The organism is Campylobacter lanienae NCTC 13004, assembly GCF_002139935.1.
Lineage (GTDB): Bacteria > Campylobacterota > Campylobacteria > Campylobacterales > Campylobacteraceae > Campylobacter > Campylobacter lanienae.
Map to the genome: position 1 here is coordinate 1290172 of NZ_CP015578.1, position 16428 is coordinate 1306599.

16 protein-coding genes are annotated in these 16428 nt (G+C 32.7%); 9 read left to right on the forward strand and 7 right to left on the reverse strand.

Going from position 1 to position 16428, the window contains the following annotated elements; all coding sequences use genetic code 11:
* Window positions 1–8 precede the first annotated feature (8 nt).
* Window positions 9–863: an ATP phosphoribosyltransferase regulatory subunit gene (locus CLAN_RS06595; protein ID WP_096014176.1), complete on the reverse strand. Its 855-nt coding sequence runs from the start codon at window positions 861–863 to the stop codon at window positions 9–11.
* A 9-nt stretch (window positions 864–872) separates the two neighbouring features.
* Window positions 873–2666: a PAS domain S-box protein gene (locus CLAN_RS06600; protein ID WP_172618498.1), complete on the reverse strand. Its 1794-nt coding sequence runs from the start codon at window positions 2664–2666 to the stop codon at window positions 873–875.
* 126 nt (window positions 2667–2792) lie between these two features.
* On the opposite strand from CLAN_RS06600, the gene CLAN_RS06605 reads away from it, so the two are divergent.
* Window positions 2793–3368, forward strand: coding sequence for a BON domain-containing protein (locus CLAN_RS06605; RefSeq protein ID WP_096014178.1), 576 nt, complete (start codon window positions 2793–2795; stop codon window positions 3366–3368).
* A 68-nt stretch (window positions 3369–3436) separates the two neighbouring features.
* Complete coding sequence (locus CLAN_RS06610; RefSeq protein ID WP_100590878.1) at window positions 3437–3910, forward strand: DUF4405 domain-containing protein; 474 nt, start codon at window positions 3437–3439, stop codon at window positions 3908–3910.
* Here the strand turns inward: CLAN_RS06610 and CLAN_RS06615 are convergent.
* Genes CLAN_RS06615 through CLAN_RS06625 form a run of 3 tightly spaced genes read right to left on the reverse strand, consistent with a single transcriptional unit; the run spans window position 3907 to window position 7663 of the window.
* Complete coding sequence (locus CLAN_RS06615) at window positions 3907–6351, reverse strand: efflux RND transporter permease subunit (RefSeq protein WP_100590879.1); 2445 nt, start codon at window positions 6349–6351, stop codon at window positions 3907–3909. The two genes, CLAN_RS06610 and CLAN_RS06615, sit on opposite strands and share 4 nt — an antisense overlap.
* A complete protein-coding gene (locus CLAN_RS06620) occupies window positions 6335–6940 on the reverse strand; it encodes a Tgt2/MlaC family protein (RefSeq protein WP_096014181.1) in 606 nt (201 codons plus the stop codon). Before CLAN_RS06620 ends, CLAN_RS06615 begins: the two co-directional genes overlap by 17 nt.
* Window positions 6941–6943: 3 nt before the next feature.
* On the reverse strand, window positions 6944–7663 hold the full coding sequence (locus CLAN_RS06625; RefSeq protein WP_100590880.1) for an MlaA family lipoprotein: 720 nt from the start codon (window positions 7661–7663) through the stop codon (window positions 6944–6946).
* 167 nt (window positions 7664–7830) lie between these two features.
* Between CLAN_RS06625 and CLAN_RS06630 the strand changes: the two genes are divergently transcribed.
* The 5 genes from CLAN_RS06630 (at window position 7831) to CLAN_RS06650 (ending at window position 11585) form a co-directional block, all read left to right on the forward strand.
* Complete coding sequence (locus CLAN_RS06630) at window positions 7831–8619, forward strand: TOBE domain-containing protein (protein WP_100590881.1); 789 nt, start codon at window positions 7831–7833, stop codon at window positions 8617–8619.
* A 164-nt stretch (window positions 8620–8783) separates the two neighbouring features.
* Entirely contained in the window at window positions 8784–9515 is a 732-nt protein-coding gene (modA, locus tag CLAN_RS06635; RefSeq protein ID WP_100590882.1) for a molybdate ABC transporter substrate-binding protein, read from the forward strand.
* 8 nt (window positions 9516–9523) lie between these two features.
* The gene (locus CLAN_RS06640; RefSeq protein WP_086240850.1) at window positions 9524–10348 is read left to right on the forward strand and encodes a sulfate/molybdate ABC transporter ATP-binding protein; all 825 of its coding nucleotides are present in this window, start codon (window positions 9524–9526) and stop codon (window positions 10346–10348) included.
* A complete protein-coding gene (gene modB, locus CLAN_RS06645; protein WP_086302087.1) occupies window positions 10345–11010 on the forward strand; it encodes a molybdate ABC transporter permease subunit in 666 nt (221 codons plus the stop codon). The genes CLAN_RS06640 and modB overlap by 4 nt, the downstream gene beginning before the upstream one ends.
* Window positions 11011–11042: 32 nt before the next feature.
* Entirely contained in the window at window positions 11043–11585 is a 543-nt protein-coding gene (locus tag CLAN_RS06650) for a putative periplasmic lipoprotein (protein ID WP_100590883.1), read from the forward strand.
* Between the two features lie 24 nt (window positions 11586–11609).
* Here CLAN_RS06650 and CLAN_RS06655 read toward each other — a convergent pair whose 3' ends face one another.
* Entirely contained in the window at window positions 11610–12383 is a 774-nt protein-coding gene (locus CLAN_RS06655; RefSeq protein WP_332057405.1) for a sulfite exporter TauE/SafE family protein, read from the reverse strand.
* 132 nt (window positions 12384–12515) lie between these two features.
* Here CLAN_RS06655 and CLAN_RS06660 point away from each other — a divergent pair, with 132 nt between their 5' ends.
* Both CLAN_RS06660 and trpD read left to right on the forward strand, forming a co-directional pair.
* Window positions 12516–13775 carry an anthranilate synthase component I family protein gene (locus CLAN_RS06660; RefSeq protein ID WP_100591057.1) on the forward strand — a complete coding sequence of 420 codons (1260 nt, stop codon included), beginning with the start codon at window positions 12516–12518 and terminating at the stop codon, window positions 13773–13775.
* Window positions 13775–15376, forward strand: a complete 1602-nt coding sequence (trpD, locus tag CLAN_RS06665; protein WP_100590884.1) for an anthranilate phosphoribosyltransferase — start codon at window positions 13775–13777, stop codon at window positions 15374–15376. The genes CLAN_RS06660 and trpD overlap by 1 nt, the downstream gene beginning before the upstream one ends.
* Window positions 15377–15446: 70 nt before the next feature.
* Here trpD and CLAN_RS06670 read toward each other — a convergent pair whose 3' ends face one another.
* The gene (locus CLAN_RS06670) at window positions 15447–16427 is read right to left on the reverse strand and encodes a DNA cytosine methyltransferase (RefSeq protein ID WP_100590885.1); all 981 of its coding nucleotides are present in this window, start codon (window positions 16425–16427) and stop codon (window positions 15447–15449) included.
* Window position 16428 lies beyond the last annotated feature (1 nt).

The window sequence follows — 16428 nt, forward strand, 5'->3', positions numbered from 1 at the left end:
CAATCCTTTTATCTGCTTCTTAAATTCTCTATCACAGCATCGCTAAATATAGCAAACCCAGCTGAAATATTACCATCTATTTCATAGCTTCCACCGCTACTTAAAACACTATTATCGCATAAAAACCTAAAAAATAGCTTATCATAATATCGCATTTTAGAGTAGTATAAAGGTGCGTATATGCGTTTTTCGTAGTTATTAGCTAGGCCTTTCATAGACCTTAATGGCTCTTTTAACTCACTTGGGGCTATAGCAATTACTGAGTCTATGTCGCTATCACTTTTTATATTTGCCAAAAGATTTAACCACGGCAGATCAAGTCCTAATATCACTTCTAATCTGCCATTTTCAAATACGCTAATTGGTAAATTCAGAAGTTGGCATATTATCTTTGGAATTTGTATATTGCTAATTTGCAAATGCGCTTCAATGCCAAATTCTTTAAAAATTTGCCCAACTATATCTATACAAGGCATAACGCTACTATCACCTAATATTTCGGCACCGATTTGATAAATTTCACTATTTGGGTATTTAAATACCGGCTGGATATAAAACCATCTTTTGGTGTTGCTGTCTTTTAGCCTTTTTGTGGCTATTCTAACCACATCTATCGTGCTATCACTGCGAAGAGCTATCTCTGAATTTTGCTTATCACTAAATCGTATTAAATTTTCAGCTTTAACGCTTTGGCGTTGATGATGGCTAAAATATGGAGTAATGATTTCGCTAAAGCCGTTATCTTCTAAGATATCGGCTGCTTTGGACTCTATACGCCTTTTTAGCTTCGCACTAGAGCCAAAATATAGCTTTGAGCCATCAGGGATATCGTGTTCGTAAATTTTTTGTGTGGATAAATTCAAATTCTCTCCTTACTCCATAATCTTATAAAATGACGCTATATATCGCTGGATGATATCGTGTTCATCTTTAATAGCTGTGATAACTAAATGCTCTAGATATACTTCACCGGCTCTATTTTTGTTATAAATTTTACCACTCCAACTACCAAAATGCTTGATATCAGACCACATTTTGGCATAAAATACATTATCATGCTTATCTGATCGTAAGACTTTTGGTTTTTTGCCGATTACATCTTCTTTGCTATATCCTGTAATTTTAGTAAAGCTATCATTAACATCAAGTATATCACCATTGACATCGCATATCAAAATACCATTAATTGAGCTTGACATTATAGCATTTGTTAAAGCGTTTTGGACTACATATCTTTGATGATCGCTAATATCTATAGCTGTGCCTATGATCTCATCAGAATCATTTAGAGTATCTAGGGCTTTAGCCTTGATCTTGGCATAAATTTGCTTTCCATCTTTTTTAAGTAGTCTTACATTGCACTCAACAAGCCTTGAGCTGCCATCTATATATCTATCTAACTCGTCTATAAATATATCGATATCATCTCTATATACGATTTTATAGATATCTTCTATAGATCCAACTCCCATATCAATGCTATTTTTATATCCCAAATACTCGACAAAATCAACACTAAATTTCAAAACCCCACTACTAGCAAAATACTCAAATCCCAATAAATTACTACTTAGAATTCTGCTCTCGTGTCGTTTGAGTTTGCTGATTAGAATCTCTCTTAATATCTCTTGATTGGTATTATCTAGCAAAAACATAGTAACTTCTATCTCGCCATTTATATTTTTGCTACTTGATACAAATATCCTAAACCACCCATACTCGCCACTAACTAACTTAAACCTATAAGAGCGATCAAGCTCTTTTTTGGTATCATATATGCTATTTTCTAGTTTGATTTTGCGTTTGATCTCTAAGCTTAAAGGCTCTATATCATCGCTATGACAAATGGATTTAAGATCTAGATTTTTATCATTATTTTGGATTAGTAAATTTATATTTGAGCTAAGCCCAGTAACGATCCATTCATCAGCATATACAAATTTAAACACGATAGCTGGGTTGTTTTCTATCATTGAAATTTCGCTATTTAGACCTTCAATCTTCTCTTGCGCTTTTGTGGCATCTAGTATAATCATAAAGTATGAATCATTGAAATACAAACTCACAGGCGTGCTAATCACCTCAACAAATTTAATATCGCCATTAGATAATTTATGCTTTTTATATGATGATTTATCATCTATTTGGATATCAAATATACTCATGGTTAAAAGCTCACCCTTAGAGTATCCATAAAAATCCACCGCACATCTGCTAGCATCCATTATACTGCCATCTTTGGCATCTATAAATAATATCTTGATATCACTTTTGTCAAACAATAAACTATAATATTCTATATAATATTTTAAGCTATTTTCAGCACAAACCCACGATGTAAAAAACTCATAAATACTATTATTGATATAGTAAAAATCCAAATTCGAAACAGGAGCAATAATCTCCTTGGCTGCAAGTTTATCTATAAATATTTTGGTATTTGCGATGGGTAAAATAATATTATTTTTGATATACAAAAATATATCTAAAAATAGAGCCAAAAGTACTATAATAAATGTAGAAAAATATAGATACATAATGCTATTTACGCTATCATTAGAGAATATAAAATATAGGCTAAAAATACTCATAGCAATAAATATTACTAATATAGCTATAGCTCGTCTAAGTAGCCCAGAAGCGAGAAAAACTCTGCCTTGTCGCATACACCTAACCTTTGGCATAAGTAAATTTATGTGATATAGGCTCAAATTCTACCTAAATTTTAATAAATTCAAGCTAAATATAAATTTTTAAGAAAGCTTTGGTAGAAATTTGGATAAAATTGCGCCATGAGACTTACTATATCGGCTATTTTTATCTCTATTATCATTAGTGGTTGCTCCTTTAAATCACCGCTTTTAAATCTAAATTCCATCTACGATACCTACACAATTAGCAAAGATGAAAGAGGGATTTACACCATAATCAAAGACAATATAATCCAAAAAAAGATCCAAACCAAAATCCTAGCAACGCCGAATTTGAGTAATTTTCATATCGATGTCGTATCTCAATGGGGCGAAGTGTTATTAATCGGTGAAGTAGCAAATATGGATGATAAAATGAAGCTAATCAACCTAGCCAAAAATACAATGGGAGTAAATCATATTAAGACTTATATAAATTTAAAAACCCCAAATTCATGCCACTTCATAGATGAATTAACCATGCTAACTAAGATCAAAACTGATCTAATCAGCGATCCGCACATAGATAGCACAAATATCAATATACACATTGTTCAATGTGATATCGTATTTAGCGGTGCGGTCGCTACGATAGAACAAGAAAAGCGTGCCCTTTGGTATGCTTTTCACACAGATGGAGTTAGCAATGCTTACTCATTTTTACATATTTTAAAATAATTATAATTTAACATATTTTTAACATAATATTATAATAATACTTCAAATTTTTTATAAAAGGATAGAGGATGAAGGTCTCAAAACCGATCGCTACAACTGCGACCATAGCTACTTTTTTCATTGTTGGCGCTACTGGTGTTTTTATGTTTTTTGATCTTAAAAATTATGGGATCAAAACCATACACGAATATGTCGGTATAGCAATGGTATTAGCGTGTGTGCTACATATATTTGCCAATCTTGCGCCGTTTAAGAAATATTTCAGCGGCAAAAAGCTTGGATTTATCAGTGGTGCTATCGTGCTTTGCGTGATATTTATGCTATTTGCTCCAAATTCAAAATCAGCACAAAAAGAGCTTTATTCTAGCTTTATGGCCGTTAATTTAAATAACGCAATAATAGCTTTTAATAGCGATAAAACTGCAATTGAAAACTATCTAAATAGTAAAAATATTAAATTTGAAGATATAGATCTTAAAGAGTTTATCGCTAAGAATAATTTAAATGAAGCTGAATTTATAAAAATCCTTATAAAACGCTAATCCAAGAGCCTTTTTGGCTCTTTTTTATAAAATGAGCCAATCATAGCTGGTAGCAAAATCAAAGCCCCTAAAAGCATCATAATCATAACCAAATCAGTCAAAATCCCAAAGTATATAGTCGGCCAAAAATTCGATAAACTCATCACACTAAAGCCCAAAAATATCGCAAATGAAGTATAATACATCGCATATCCGATGCTTAAATGAGAGTTTATAATAGAGCGATTTGTAGAGTAAATTCGATTTTCGTTTTTAAATCTATGGATATAGTGGATTATATCATCCACGCCGATCCCAAGGCTGATTGCTGCGATGGTGATACTCATTATATCAAGCGAAATTCCAGCGATTCCCATCACACCAAAGACAAAACAAAGTGGCACTAAATTAGCGATAATTGCGATAATTGATAGTTTAAGACTTCTAAAAATAACCAAAAATACCAAAAATAGAGCCAAAAGCACAAAGATAATCGTATCAGCTTGAGAGCTAAATAGAGCTTGAAGCATATTGTTATAAAGCACCATAACTCCAGCCACTTCTACTTTGAGTGGTTCATCTTTGAGCAGATTTTCTAAATCTGCTTTTAATGATTTTATAAACTCATCTCGCTTTAAATTTGGGTCGCTATCAAGTGTTCTAATACTAAATCTAGCTTCATTATTTTCTATATTTAAATATGGGGTTAAAATCAGCTCTTTATACTCATTTGGTAGATTACTATATATGAGTGAGAGAGCTAGTGGATCAAGTTCTTTACCGCTATTTATACTCTTGCCAACTTCTAATAAGGTTGCTAAGGAGCCGACATTACCGATAAATTCACGCTCTTGTAGGAATTTATCAACCTTTTTTATGATATCAAGCTTATAAGAGTTAAACCAATACTCCGGCGAATTATCGCTAAATTCATCTTCAAACTCACCCAAATCTTCATCGCTATAATCCATCTTTGCTGGAGTAAATTTGATAATCACATCAAGCGGAATCGTCCCACCTAGTTCTGTATCAATGACCTTCATACCTTGATAAATTTCGGTATTTGATTTAAAATACCCTATAAAGCTATTTTCGACTCTTAACTTACTAATACCATAAATCCCAATTATAACTATAATAAAACTGATAAAATATATATTTTTTGGTCTATTAATCGCTATCTTAGCACACCAATGTGTGAATTTGAAATTATTTTCAAAGCTCATTTTTGGCTCTTTTTTCTTAAGTAACACAAGCAAACTGCCAAAGACAAAAAACGCCACCAAAAGCGATATAGAGATACTCACACTCATCATCATTCCAAGCATAATAATAGGCTTAATATCGCTTAAGCAAAGTGATGAAAATCCAATCACAGTGGTAAAAATCGCAAAAAAACAAGGCTTGAATTTAGATCTTAAAGTCAGATAAACTAGCTGAATATTTGTATAATCCCTATGCTTTAAATATAGCTCACGATACGCCACTATCAAATGTATAACCACAGAGATAGTGATAATCAACTGAAGTGCTATATAATTAGAGCTAATAACCGTAATCTCATATCCCAATAGCCCAAACAACCCACTAGCCAAAATCACACTCAAAAAGCAGACAATAATAGGCAACACCACAAATCTCATCTGCTTAAAAAAGAGCCACAAACAAAGCCCAAGCAAGAATAAAACGCTACTTCCATATATCACCAAATCATTTTTGACAAAGCTTATCATATCATCAGCGATCATATTAATCCCGCCTAGAAATATCCTCTCATAGCCCTTATGACGCTCTATAATCTCTCTTATTTTGACGATACTTTCATGCTCAAAAATGCGTATAGAATCTCTATATTTTTTAAATTCAATCTCTAATTTCGCCAACTCTTCTTTGGCTTTTGGGCTATTTTCTGCTTTTAAAGCGTCCCTTTGGTTAAGAAAATTAGCATAAATCTCATCATTTTTTAAATTCACAACAATCGAAGTAGTCTTAAAATCAGCACTCACAAGCGAATTTTTGTATAATGGGCTGGTTGTTAGCTCCTTTTGGGCTGCGTTAAGATCGATATTTGGTTTGCTTAGATTTGGGACATTTTCTATAAGTTCGCTGATAGTTAAATTTGGATTATTAGTTAGAAGTGGTGCTTTTAGGATAGAAAACACAGAATCTACTATTGGTAAATTTTCTAAATCCTTTGATATAGCCGCAATCTTATCTAAGCTACTTTGGCTTAGTAAATTTGAATTTGGCCTATAAGCAATTATAAGGAAATTTTTGCTCTCGTATCGCTTTGTAATCTCTCTATAAATTGCTAGATCTTTGTCATTTTCTAAAAGCAGAGTTTGCGTTGAGGCATCAATTTCTAATTTATATGAAAATATCCCTATTATAATAGATATTGCTAGGCTCAACGCCAAGGTTAATTTAGGAAATAAGACTATAAATTTAAATATTTTTTTCATTTAAAGTTGAGTTATTATCTAAATTTACACTTTGTAATCTCTTTATAATCTCGCTAAAATCAGCATTTTGACTCAAATCACTAAATTGACTTCTATAGCTTTGTATGATACTCACACCCAAAATATCAATATCATAAATTAGATAATCCTGCCCATTAGCCGGATGAAATTTAAGCACCAAAGAGTAATCTTCGTTCTTACTTTTTATCACCGCATAGGCGTTATATCTATTTTTGTTTGTTAGCTCACCTTTGACGAACTCAATCTCTTGGTCGCTATAATATCCAAGCTTTTGAGAAAATGAGAGCTTTAAATTTGATATAAATAGATTTGTAAATTCATCTTGCTTAGCCTTATCTAAGCTTTTATATAGCTTAGAAAGCGACAATCTCGCCATCAAAGAGTAATCAAAATAACCATCAAAAATCTCAAAAATCTTAAGTGGCTTGCGCTCTTTATCAATGCTATTATCGCTCATTATATTAAGAGCTTTTTTGAAATCACTCTTTAAGGTTTCATCAATATTTTTAAGCTCTATGCCAAAAGCAATTGAGCATACCAAAAATAACAAAAATATAATTTTTCTCATATTTTACTCCTGAATTTGTGCGTTTCTGCGTTGTTCATATCCATCTTTTAAAAATAGATATAGATCGATAGCACCACTTGTAAGTCTATTATAAAGCTCTGGGTCTTTGGAGCCTTCATTGATTACATTCCATGATTTAGGAATTAAATTTAAGTGAAAATATTTGTTAGCATCATCAGTAAATATCTCATTGGTATAACTCAATGGATTAATGAAAAAGTCCCCACTCATACCTACTAAATCACGCAAATTTGATTGCCCAAGTATCGGCAATACAATAGGAAATCCACTACCCACGCCCCAATATCCAAGAGTCTGCCCTAAATCTTCGTCTCGCTTTTTGAGTCCATATACATTAGTTGCTACATCGCTAATGCCGCCAAAACCAACAATAGTATTAGCTATAAATCTTAGGCTCTCTTCGCCGGCATTTGTAAATTTCAATTGTAAAATATTGTTTATAAATCTAACAGGAAACATTAAATTATCAAAAAAATTGCTTACAGCATCTTTGGCTGGGTCAGGCATCACATAGTCATAACCCTTAAAAGTCGGTATCAAAAGATTTTGATATATTATATGGTTAAATTCAGTCATAACTCTATTATACCCACTAAGCGGATCAAAGCTATCTTGCGGGGCATACTCATCTTCAAATGAGTCAATATCGCTAGCAAAAGAGCTAATAATAAAGACAAAACTAACCACAAAAATCCTAAGCATCTATCAACTCCGAAAATAAAAAGGCTGGTATTATATTAAATAATAGCTTAAGTTTAATATAAATAATAAATTTATTACATTTTATCTATAATTATTTTAATTTTTGCCAAATTGTTAATAAAAAATATTATAATAACCTAAAAAATAAATTTTAAAAAGAGGTTTTTATGAAAGCCCAAATAAAACTTGAACTATTTTTAAATGATGAAGTGGCACTTTTGCCAAAACATATCAAACTTTTAAAAGCACTAGATGAGACTAGAAGCATTACCAAAGCCGCAACCGCAGTAGATATCTCATACAAAAATGCTTGGGATTGCTTAGATCTACTTAATTCCAAAGCCAAAGAGCCGCTAATTTTAAGAGTTGATGGAAAGAGAAAAAACAGCGGTAGCGAATTAAGCCAATACGCAAAAGATATGATAGATAGATATGATGCGATATTAAAGGCTCAAAATGAATTTTTAAATGAAATTTGTACCTACTCAGACAACAATATAATAAGCAATCTAAAAAGGATAAACATGAAATTAAGTGCCAAAAATCAGCTTCAAGCTACAATCACAGATATCGAAACGGGTGCTGTAAATAGCCAAATCACTGCTAAATTAAGCGATGGAGTGTTACTAAAATCCATGATCACCATCGATAGTCAAAAAGAGTTAAATTTAGAAGTTGGTAAAGAGGTAATATTTGTCTTTAAAGCATCAAGCGTGATTTTAGCCAAAACTGATGATAAAGAGCTTAAAATCTCTGCTTCTAACAAACTAAAAGGCAATGTAACCCAAGCAACTTTAGGTGCAGTAAATGCCAAAATCGCCGTAAATATAGGCGATAATCAGACAATACACGCTATCATCACTAACGAATCAGCCCAAGATATGAGAATCAATGTCGGCGATGAAGTTGAGTTATTTATCAAAGCTAGCCATATTATAATCGCTACACAAGCTTAGAATATCTCTTTTGTTGGCTTAATCAAAATAGCTAAATTTAAGCCAACAAAGCTATTTTAAAATATAAATATTTAATTTATATTGATATAAAATTAAATATTTATCCATTATTTACACTTTTTTCTTATAATTTTTAAATATAAATTTACAATATAAGGATAGATATGAGATCATTTCTACTACTTTTAGCCTTTGTGGTTTGCTCTTTTGCTTCAACACTCAATGTAGCCGCAGCGGCAAATACAGCCTATGTCTTAGAAGAGATAAAAAGCGAATTTATCAAACTTCACCCAGATGCTAAAATCAACATAACATTAGGCTCAAGCGGTAAATTAGTAGCCCAAATCAAAAATGGTGCCCCTTTTGATCTATTTTTAAGCGCAAATATAGATTTCGCTGATACACTCTATAAAGATGGTTTTGCTCTTAATAAACCTGTTATTTACACTAGCGGAAGCGTGGCTATTTTGAGCGTTAGAGGCTATGAACCAAGCCTAAACTCATTAAAAAACAAAGATATAAAAACAATAATAATAGCCAACCCAAAAACCGCCCCATACGGTGCTGCCACGATAGAAGCATTTAAAAATGCTGGAATTTATGATGAGATTAAAGATAAAATCATTGAAGCAAATAGCATAGGCGATACTCTAAGTCAAACTATAAAAGCTGGTGATATCGGTTTTGTCGCAGCTAGTGCTTTGAAGGCTGAACAGATGCTACAATATACAAATTATGCTATTTTAGATGGCTCACTTCATACTAGTATAGATCAAGCAATGGTAATCCTAAATCATGGTAAAGAAAATAAATTAGCTAAAGATTTTTATGATTACTTGCTTAGCAAACCGGCTCAAGATATATTTGTTAAATTTGGATATAAAGCGATTAATTAGGCGAATTTATGATCCATTTTCACTGCCAAAAGTCCTTTGATGGATTTAAGCTTGATCTTGAATTTAAGATAAATAATGGCGAATTTGTCGCATTATATGGCAAAAGTGGTAGTGGTAAAAGCACGATATTAAGGCTACTTGCTGGATTTGATAAGCCTGATAGCGGAGTTATTAGCAGTGATGGAGTGATATATTACAACAAAGATATATTTTTGCCCCCACAAAAGCGAAATATCGGATATCTTTTTCAAGATTATGCTCTATTTCCTAATATGAGTGTGATACAAAATCTACTATTTGCCAAAAATGATATTAAATTTGCTACTGAATTACTAGAATTAGCCGAGCTTTTAGAGTTTCAAAACGCCTATCCGCACACACTCTCTGGCGGTCAAAAGCAACGCACAGCCCTAGCAAGGGCTTTGATGAGGCGACCTAAAATCTTGCTTTTAGATGAGCCTTTATCTGCTTTAGATGCGAAATTACGCATTAAACTCCAAGACTACTTAAGCCAAATTCACAAAAAATATAATATGAGTATAATCTTAGTTAGCCACGATAAACACGAAATTTATAGACTCGCTAACCATATTTATGAGATTGACAATGGCAAAATCATCCAAAGTGGCACCCCAAAAGAGCTATTTTTAAGCTCAAATTTGGATCAAAATATCAATCTATTAGCTACAATTTTAGAGATAAATAGCCAAAGCATAACCTGCGAATACGCAAATCAAATTTACAAAATTCCAGCTACAAATATCAATAAATTTAAAATCGGAGATACCATCACTCTAAGCACACAAATATCAAATTTAAAGGTGGATATATGATAGATTGGACGCCACTATTATTGTCATTTAAATTAGCTATTATATCTACGATTATACTCTTTATCATATCTATATTTTTCGCTTATATCGTTGCTAGATGTGAGTTTAGATTTAAGCCTGTTTTAGAAAGCGTGATATCCTTGCCACTTGTATTGCCGCCTTCAGTGCTTGGATTTTATATCTTGATACTCTTATCGCCATACTCATTTTTGGGTGAATTTATGGAAAAATATTTTGATATTAGGCTTGTTTTTAATTTCAGCGGTCTTGTGATTGCTAGTTGTATTTACTCATTGCCCTTTATGTTTTCGCCGATTTTATCAGGTTTTAAATCCCTGCCAAATTCGCTTATAGAAGCTAGTTATAGCCTTGGCAAAGGCAAGCTTACTACCTTGTTTCGTGTCGCTATGCCAAATATTAAGCCATCGCTTTTGAGCGCTATTATCATTAGTTTTGCTCACACTTTGGGCGAATTTGGAGTGATTTTGATGATAGGCGGAAGCATAGAAGGCAAGACTAAGGTCGCTAGTATCGCTATTTATGAGGCTGTTGAGATATTGGATTATAAACTTGCACATATATATTCAGCGATTATGCTTATAATTAGCTTTAGTGTTTTGTTTTTAGTCTATTTCATAAACCAAAAAATAGAGAAAAAATAGTATAATACCTAAATTTATTTTAGGGGATTTTGATGAAAAATATATTTTTTTGCCTTATAATTAGCTTGGTATTTTTAGGTTGTAGTAGCCCTGTTTTTACTAGTTATCTCTCAACTTCTAATCCGATTTTTATCACTGAAAATATAAAAGGCAAGAGCTTTAGTATATCTTCACAAAATTTCAGCGAAAACTTTAAAAATAATCTAAGCTCTGCCCTAATCCAAAATGGCTATAAAAAAGCTACCAAAAATCCAGATATCGCAATCAAAATTACGCTAAATTACCTACGCCAAAATAGCGATATTAAGAATAATAATTTTATGGAATTTGGCTTTGGTAGTGGCGGATTTAGGCATGTTGGCTTTGGTAGCGGCTTTGGTGGTGGATACGAAAATGAGTATTTTTACGATGCTCAAGCCTCGCTTTTAATCGCTCTTAAAGATAGCAATAATTATCAAACGAATTTAAATCTACAAAGCCAAAAATCTAGCTTTGAGTACTCTCAAACTCAAGCTATAGATAGCTTTGAGCTTAAAATAATATCTAAAATTATTGAAATTTTAAATGGATTTTAGCCCGAATTTAGCCACAAAAGTTGATTAAAATAGTATATTTTTAACCATCAAAATAAACATAATTATATATAGGCCAAGCGCCAATCTTTTTTGAATATTTTTATCAACTTTATGGCCAAATTTTACACCAAAATATACTCCAATTATAGACCCAATCCCAATTGTAAATCCGCTTTTATAATCCACAAGTCCAGCATTTGCTAAGCTTATAAGCCCAGAAAATGAGCTAAATATGACAAAAAATAGCCCAATTGATATAGCTTTTTTGATATCCATTTTTAAAAATCCCACAAATATCGGTGTTAAAAATAGCGCCCCGCCAATCCCAGCCGATATCGCCACAGCACCTACTAAAACCCCCACACCAAACATTATAAATTTAGATATATCTTTTGGATTTTCATTTACCACATCAGCTTGAAAAAACTTAATTATAGCCACAAAAAGTATAAAAAGCACCGCTAATTTAAGCACAATACCAGGCATATTTAAAACGATAAATCCGCTAAAACTAGCCCCCAAAAGCCCACCAATGCCAACTACAATCCCATCATTTAAAACCAATTTTTTATTTTTATAATTTATATAACTACCAAACACCGCCCCCATAAACATCTGAAGCACACTAATACCAATTGCACTCTTAATATCAAAACCCAAATTTAGCAGTATCGGAACCAAAATCGTCCCCCCGCCAATCCCAAAAAATCCGCTAATAAACCCCACACCAACCCCGATAGCGACAAATAACGCAATCAACAAATAGATAGTATCGCCAGATAAGATCATATCAACCATTTTTACACCTTAAATTTAATGCCAAATTATAGTAATCCTAAGATAAAATCTAGCTTTGAAATAGTAATTTTTAAGATTGATAAAGAAAATTTTTTGTATAATATTTCTTTAAAAAAACTTTTTGGAGCTAATATGCTTTTACTCTGTGATCCAACCATATATTTTAGAGAAATTTTACGCCAATATCCAAAATCTTATCTAGCTGAAGATGAGACTCAATCAATCATCGGAATTGATTGTGAGTATATCAGCGGAGATGACTTTGGCAAATTAAACGATAGAATAAAAAACGGCCAAAAAATCTCAAATTTTGCCGGGCTTTTTGGCGTTTTAAGCTATGAAGCAGTATATAAATTCGAAAAAATTGGTGAGCTTAAACCCGCATTATATGAGTTTCCATTATATCATTATAGCGACGCTAAAGCCTATCTTCACTATGACAAACAGAGTAAAATTTATAGCTTTTATGGTGATAGCAACTACTTTAATAATCTTAAAGATATTAAGCCACTTAAATCAGATAAAAGCTATTTTTACACCATCAAAAGCGACTTAAATAGCCAAAAAGCCGACTATTTAAAGATGATTGAAACGGCTAAAAATTATATAAAAAATGGTGATATTTTCCAAGTAGTCTTATCCAAAACTTTAGAGCTTCAAAGCGATTTTGATCCACTTGAATTTTATGAAATTTTAAAATCACAAAATCCTAGCCCATATATGTTTTACTATCCAAGTGAATTTGGCACCATCGTAGGTAGTAGCCCAGAGCTAGTAGTAGAGATCAAAAAGGGCATTATCCACACAAGCCCAATTGCCGGAACCAAAAAGCGTGGGAGAGATGCTAATGAAGATGAAATTATAAAAAATGAGCTTTTAAATGATGAAAAAGAGCTTAGTGAGCATAGAATGCTAATTGATTTAGCTAGAAATGATATAGGCAAATTCGCACTTCCAAGTAGCGTAAAAGTGATAAATCCTATACATATTAAGTTTTATGAAAGTGTAATGCATATCGTAAGTGATATATACGCAGAGCTTAGAGACTCATCATCAGCGATGGATGCGATAGCTACGATATTTCCTGCTGGCACACTTAGCGGTAGCCCAAAGATAAGAGCGATGCAAATTATAAATGAGCTTGAAGAGCATAGTCGTGGAATTTATGGTGGTGGGATTGGATTTTGGCATTTTAATGGCGATATGCAAATGGCGATTTTGATTCGTTCAGCTATATTTGTGCCAAATTCAGATTCAAATCGTGTATTTATCGGCGCTGGTGCTGGTATCGTATGGGATAGCATAGCCCAAAATGAGTATGAAGAGATCTGCAACAAACGCAAAAGCTGTCTAAAAATCTTCGAGCAATACGCAACCAAAAGGGATAAATAATGATTTTAATGATTGATAATTATGATAGTTTTGTCTATAATATCTATCAATATATCTTAGATACAACTAATGAGTCTATAAAATGCGTTAGAAATGATGAGATCACAATTGATGAGATCAAAGCCTTAAATCCATCTAAAATTATCCTAAGCCCAGGGCCAAAGCACCCCAAAGATAGTGGCGTTTGCTTAGATATTTTAAGGGCGAATTTAGGCATTCCTATACTTGGAATTTGCCTTGGGCATCAAGCTATCGGGCTAGTTTATGGTGCTGATATCAAGGTACTTGACACCCCAGTACACGGCAAAATATCCCAAATTCATATCCAACAAAATAGCCTTATATTTAATGGCTTACCAACTGAATTTAGCGTGATGAGATACCACTCTTTATATGTAGATAATCTACCGCCAAACTTGCAAGCCACAGCTTATAGCAGCGATGGGGTTTTGATGGCGTTAGAAGATAGTAAAAATCAAATTTTTGGGATACAATTTCACCCTGAAAGCTTCTTTAGTCAATATGGCAAACAGATAATAGCAAACTTCGTCTCGCTAAATAAAAAAGATAATGAAGAGCCTAAAAAAGCCAATTTCGCACCATTTCTTACCAAGCTCCAAAAGGGCTTTGCCCTTGATAGCAAGGATTATGAGATAATATGCAAAGAGATTTATAAGAAAAATTATGATGAAGTCCAGCTTGGGGCTTTACTAGTTTTAATAAGCGAAAAATCCCTATATCCAGATAGCTTAGCAGCACTTGTAAAAAATATACTAAAATACTCAACTACATATAGTGATAACTCCAAAATGATGGATATAGTAGGCACAGGTGGCGATGGCCTAAAAACGATAAATATCTCCACAACAACAGCCTTCATACTAGCATCTTTGGGTGTCAAAGTAGCCAAACACGGCAACAAAGCCATAACCTCCAAAAGCGGTAGTAGCGATGTTTTAGGTCAAATAGGTATAAATCTAGATAGCGATATCGAGCATTTGAAATTTAAACTCAATAACCAAAATTTAGCCTTTTTTCATGCTCCATATTTTCACCCTATTACAGCTAGTGTGCGTGATGTGAGATTAAGGCTTGGTGTGGGAACGGTCTTTAATATCCTTGGCCCACTTCTAAATCCAAATTTAAGCCTTAGCAATCAAGTAGTAGGCAACTACCTTGAAGAAGTTAATGAGTTAATCGCAGCTACTTTACTAAATTTAGGTCGCAAACACGCTATTGTAGTCCATGGAATGGACTCTATGGATGAGATAACCCTTTGCGATGAGACTCTAATCCACGAAGTCAAAGATGGCAAAATACTAGAATATAAGATCACGCCAGAGCAATTTGGCTTTAAAAGGGCATTCCACTCTGATATTGCCGGTGGCGATGCTAGTTACAATGCCGAAATTTTAAAAGCCACGCTAAAAGGCGAGCTTAGTGGGCCAAAATTTGATATAGTGCTTTTAAATGCGATGTTTGCTCTATATACAGCAGATGGCGCCAACTCTCCACTAGAAGCTAAGGATATAATCTTAAATGCGATTAAATCTGGCAAGGTTTGGGAGTTTTATCAAAGCTATGTGGAGAGTTTTGAGTAGATTTAGAAAATTCAGTGAGTTTATAACTATATCAAAATTTGCTGAATTTTATAAATTTAGAATTCAAATTTTATAATTTATTCAATTTTATAAATTTAAAAATTTCTTTTGCGATAGCATAGCTAACATTTACTGTCACAGCATTACCAAATTGTTTATACGCTTGACAATCAGATACAACTTGCTTCCAGTCATCTGGAAAACCCTGTAGTTTCCTACACTCATTTGGCGTTAATTTTCTTATATTGGTTCTGGTTTCATCGTTATTTGCTACAAAATTTTTTTCATCTGTCACATAGTTATCTTGACTAGCTCGATGCATTTTTGCCATTGTAGCAGTCAAAGTTTTTGAGATAGGCAAATCTATTGTAGGTTTTGCCATATAACCCTTTGTGCCATATCCTAATATAGTATTTATAATTTTTTTTGATAAAAAATACTTAGCTTCTACTTTTTCATCTAATAAATCTTGAGTTGTTATTTCTAATTTTTGTTTTTTAGGAAATTTAAATTTTGTTTTTTTAAAGTATTTTTTTGAAAATGCCACTATGAAACATCGATTTCTGCGTTGTGGTATCCCAAAATCAGCACTATTTAACACTTCATAATATATATAAAATCCAAGTTTATCTAACTCTAATAAGATTTTATCAAAAGTTTTTCCTTTATCGTGATTTATTATATTTTTTACATTTTCTAAAACAACAACTTTTGTGTTATGTTTTTCTATAATTTTTTGAATTTCAAAAAATAGAGTTCCTCTCTGTGTGTCACTAAAGCCTTCTAGTTTTCCAAGAGTACTAAAAGGTTGACAAGGGAAACCGGCTAATAAAATTTCGTGTTTTGGAATTTCATCTTGTAATTCTCTTATATCTCCATAAATTATCTCTTTACCAACATTTTCTTGATATGTTAAACAAGCAAATTTATCAAAGTCATTAGCCCAAATCAAATTAAATCCAGCGTATTTAAAACCCAAATCCAATCCACCAATACCAGCAAAAAGGCTAATAGTGTCAAATTCGATATTTATTGGTTTAATTCTTTGCATA

Bases quoted from the DNA above. Each gene is read 5' to 3' on its own strand.
- CLAN_RS06600 (WP_172618498.1), bottom strand. From the start codon at position 2,666: ATGCGACAAGGCAGAGTTTTTCTCGCTTCTGGGCTACTTAGACGAGCT.
- CLAN_RS06605 (WP_096014178.1), top strand. From the start codon at position 2,793: ATGAGACTTACTATATCGGCTATTTTTATCTCTATTATCATTAGTGGT.
- CLAN_RS06610 (WP_100590878.1), top strand. From the start codon at position 3,437: ATGAAGGTCTCAAAACCGATCGCTACAACTGCGACCATAGCTACTTTT.
- CLAN_RS06615 (WP_100590879.1), bottom strand. From the start codon at position 6,351: ATGAAAAAAATATTTAAATTTATAGTCTTATTTCCTAAATTAACCTTG.
- CLAN_RS06620 (WP_096014181.1), bottom strand. From the start codon at position 6,940: ATGAGAAAAATTATATTTTTGTTATTTTTGGTATGCTCAATTGCTTTT.
- CLAN_RS06625 (WP_100590880.1), bottom strand. From the start codon at position 7,663: ATGCTTAGGATTTTTGTGGTTAGTTTTGTCTTTATTATTAGCTCTTTT.
- CLAN_RS06630 (WP_100590881.1), top strand. From the start codon at position 7,831: ATGAAAGCCCAAATAAAACTTGAACTATTTTTAAATGATGAAGTGGCA.
- modA (WP_100590882.1), top strand. From the start codon at position 8,784: ATGAGATCATTTCTACTACTTTTAGCCTTTGTGGTTTGCTCTTTTGCT.
- CLAN_RS06640 (WP_086240850.1), top strand. From the start codon at position 9,524: ATGATCCATTTTCACTGCCAAAAGTCCTTTGATGGATTTAAGCTTGAT.
- modB (WP_086302087.1), top strand. From the start codon at position 10,345: ATGATAGATTGGACGCCACTATTATTGTCATTTAAATTAGCTATTATA.
- CLAN_RS06650 (WP_100590883.1), top strand. From the start codon at position 11,043: ATGAAAAATATATTTTTTTGCCTTATAATTAGCTTGGTATTTTTAGGT.
- CLAN_RS06655 (WP_332057405.1), bottom strand. From the start codon at position 12,383: ATGGTTGATATGATCTTATCTGGCGATACTATCTATTTGTTGATTGCG.
- CLAN_RS06660 (WP_100591057.1), top strand. From the start codon at position 12,516: ATGCTTTTACTCTGTGATCCAACCATATATTTTAGAGAAATTTTACGC.
- trpD (WP_100590884.1), top strand. From the start codon at position 13,775: ATGATTTTAATGATTGATAATTATGATAGTTTTGTCTATAATATCTAT.
- CLAN_RS06670 (WP_100590885.1), bottom strand. From the start codon at position 16,427: ATGCAAAGAATTAAACCAATAAATATCGAATTTGACACTATTAGCCTT.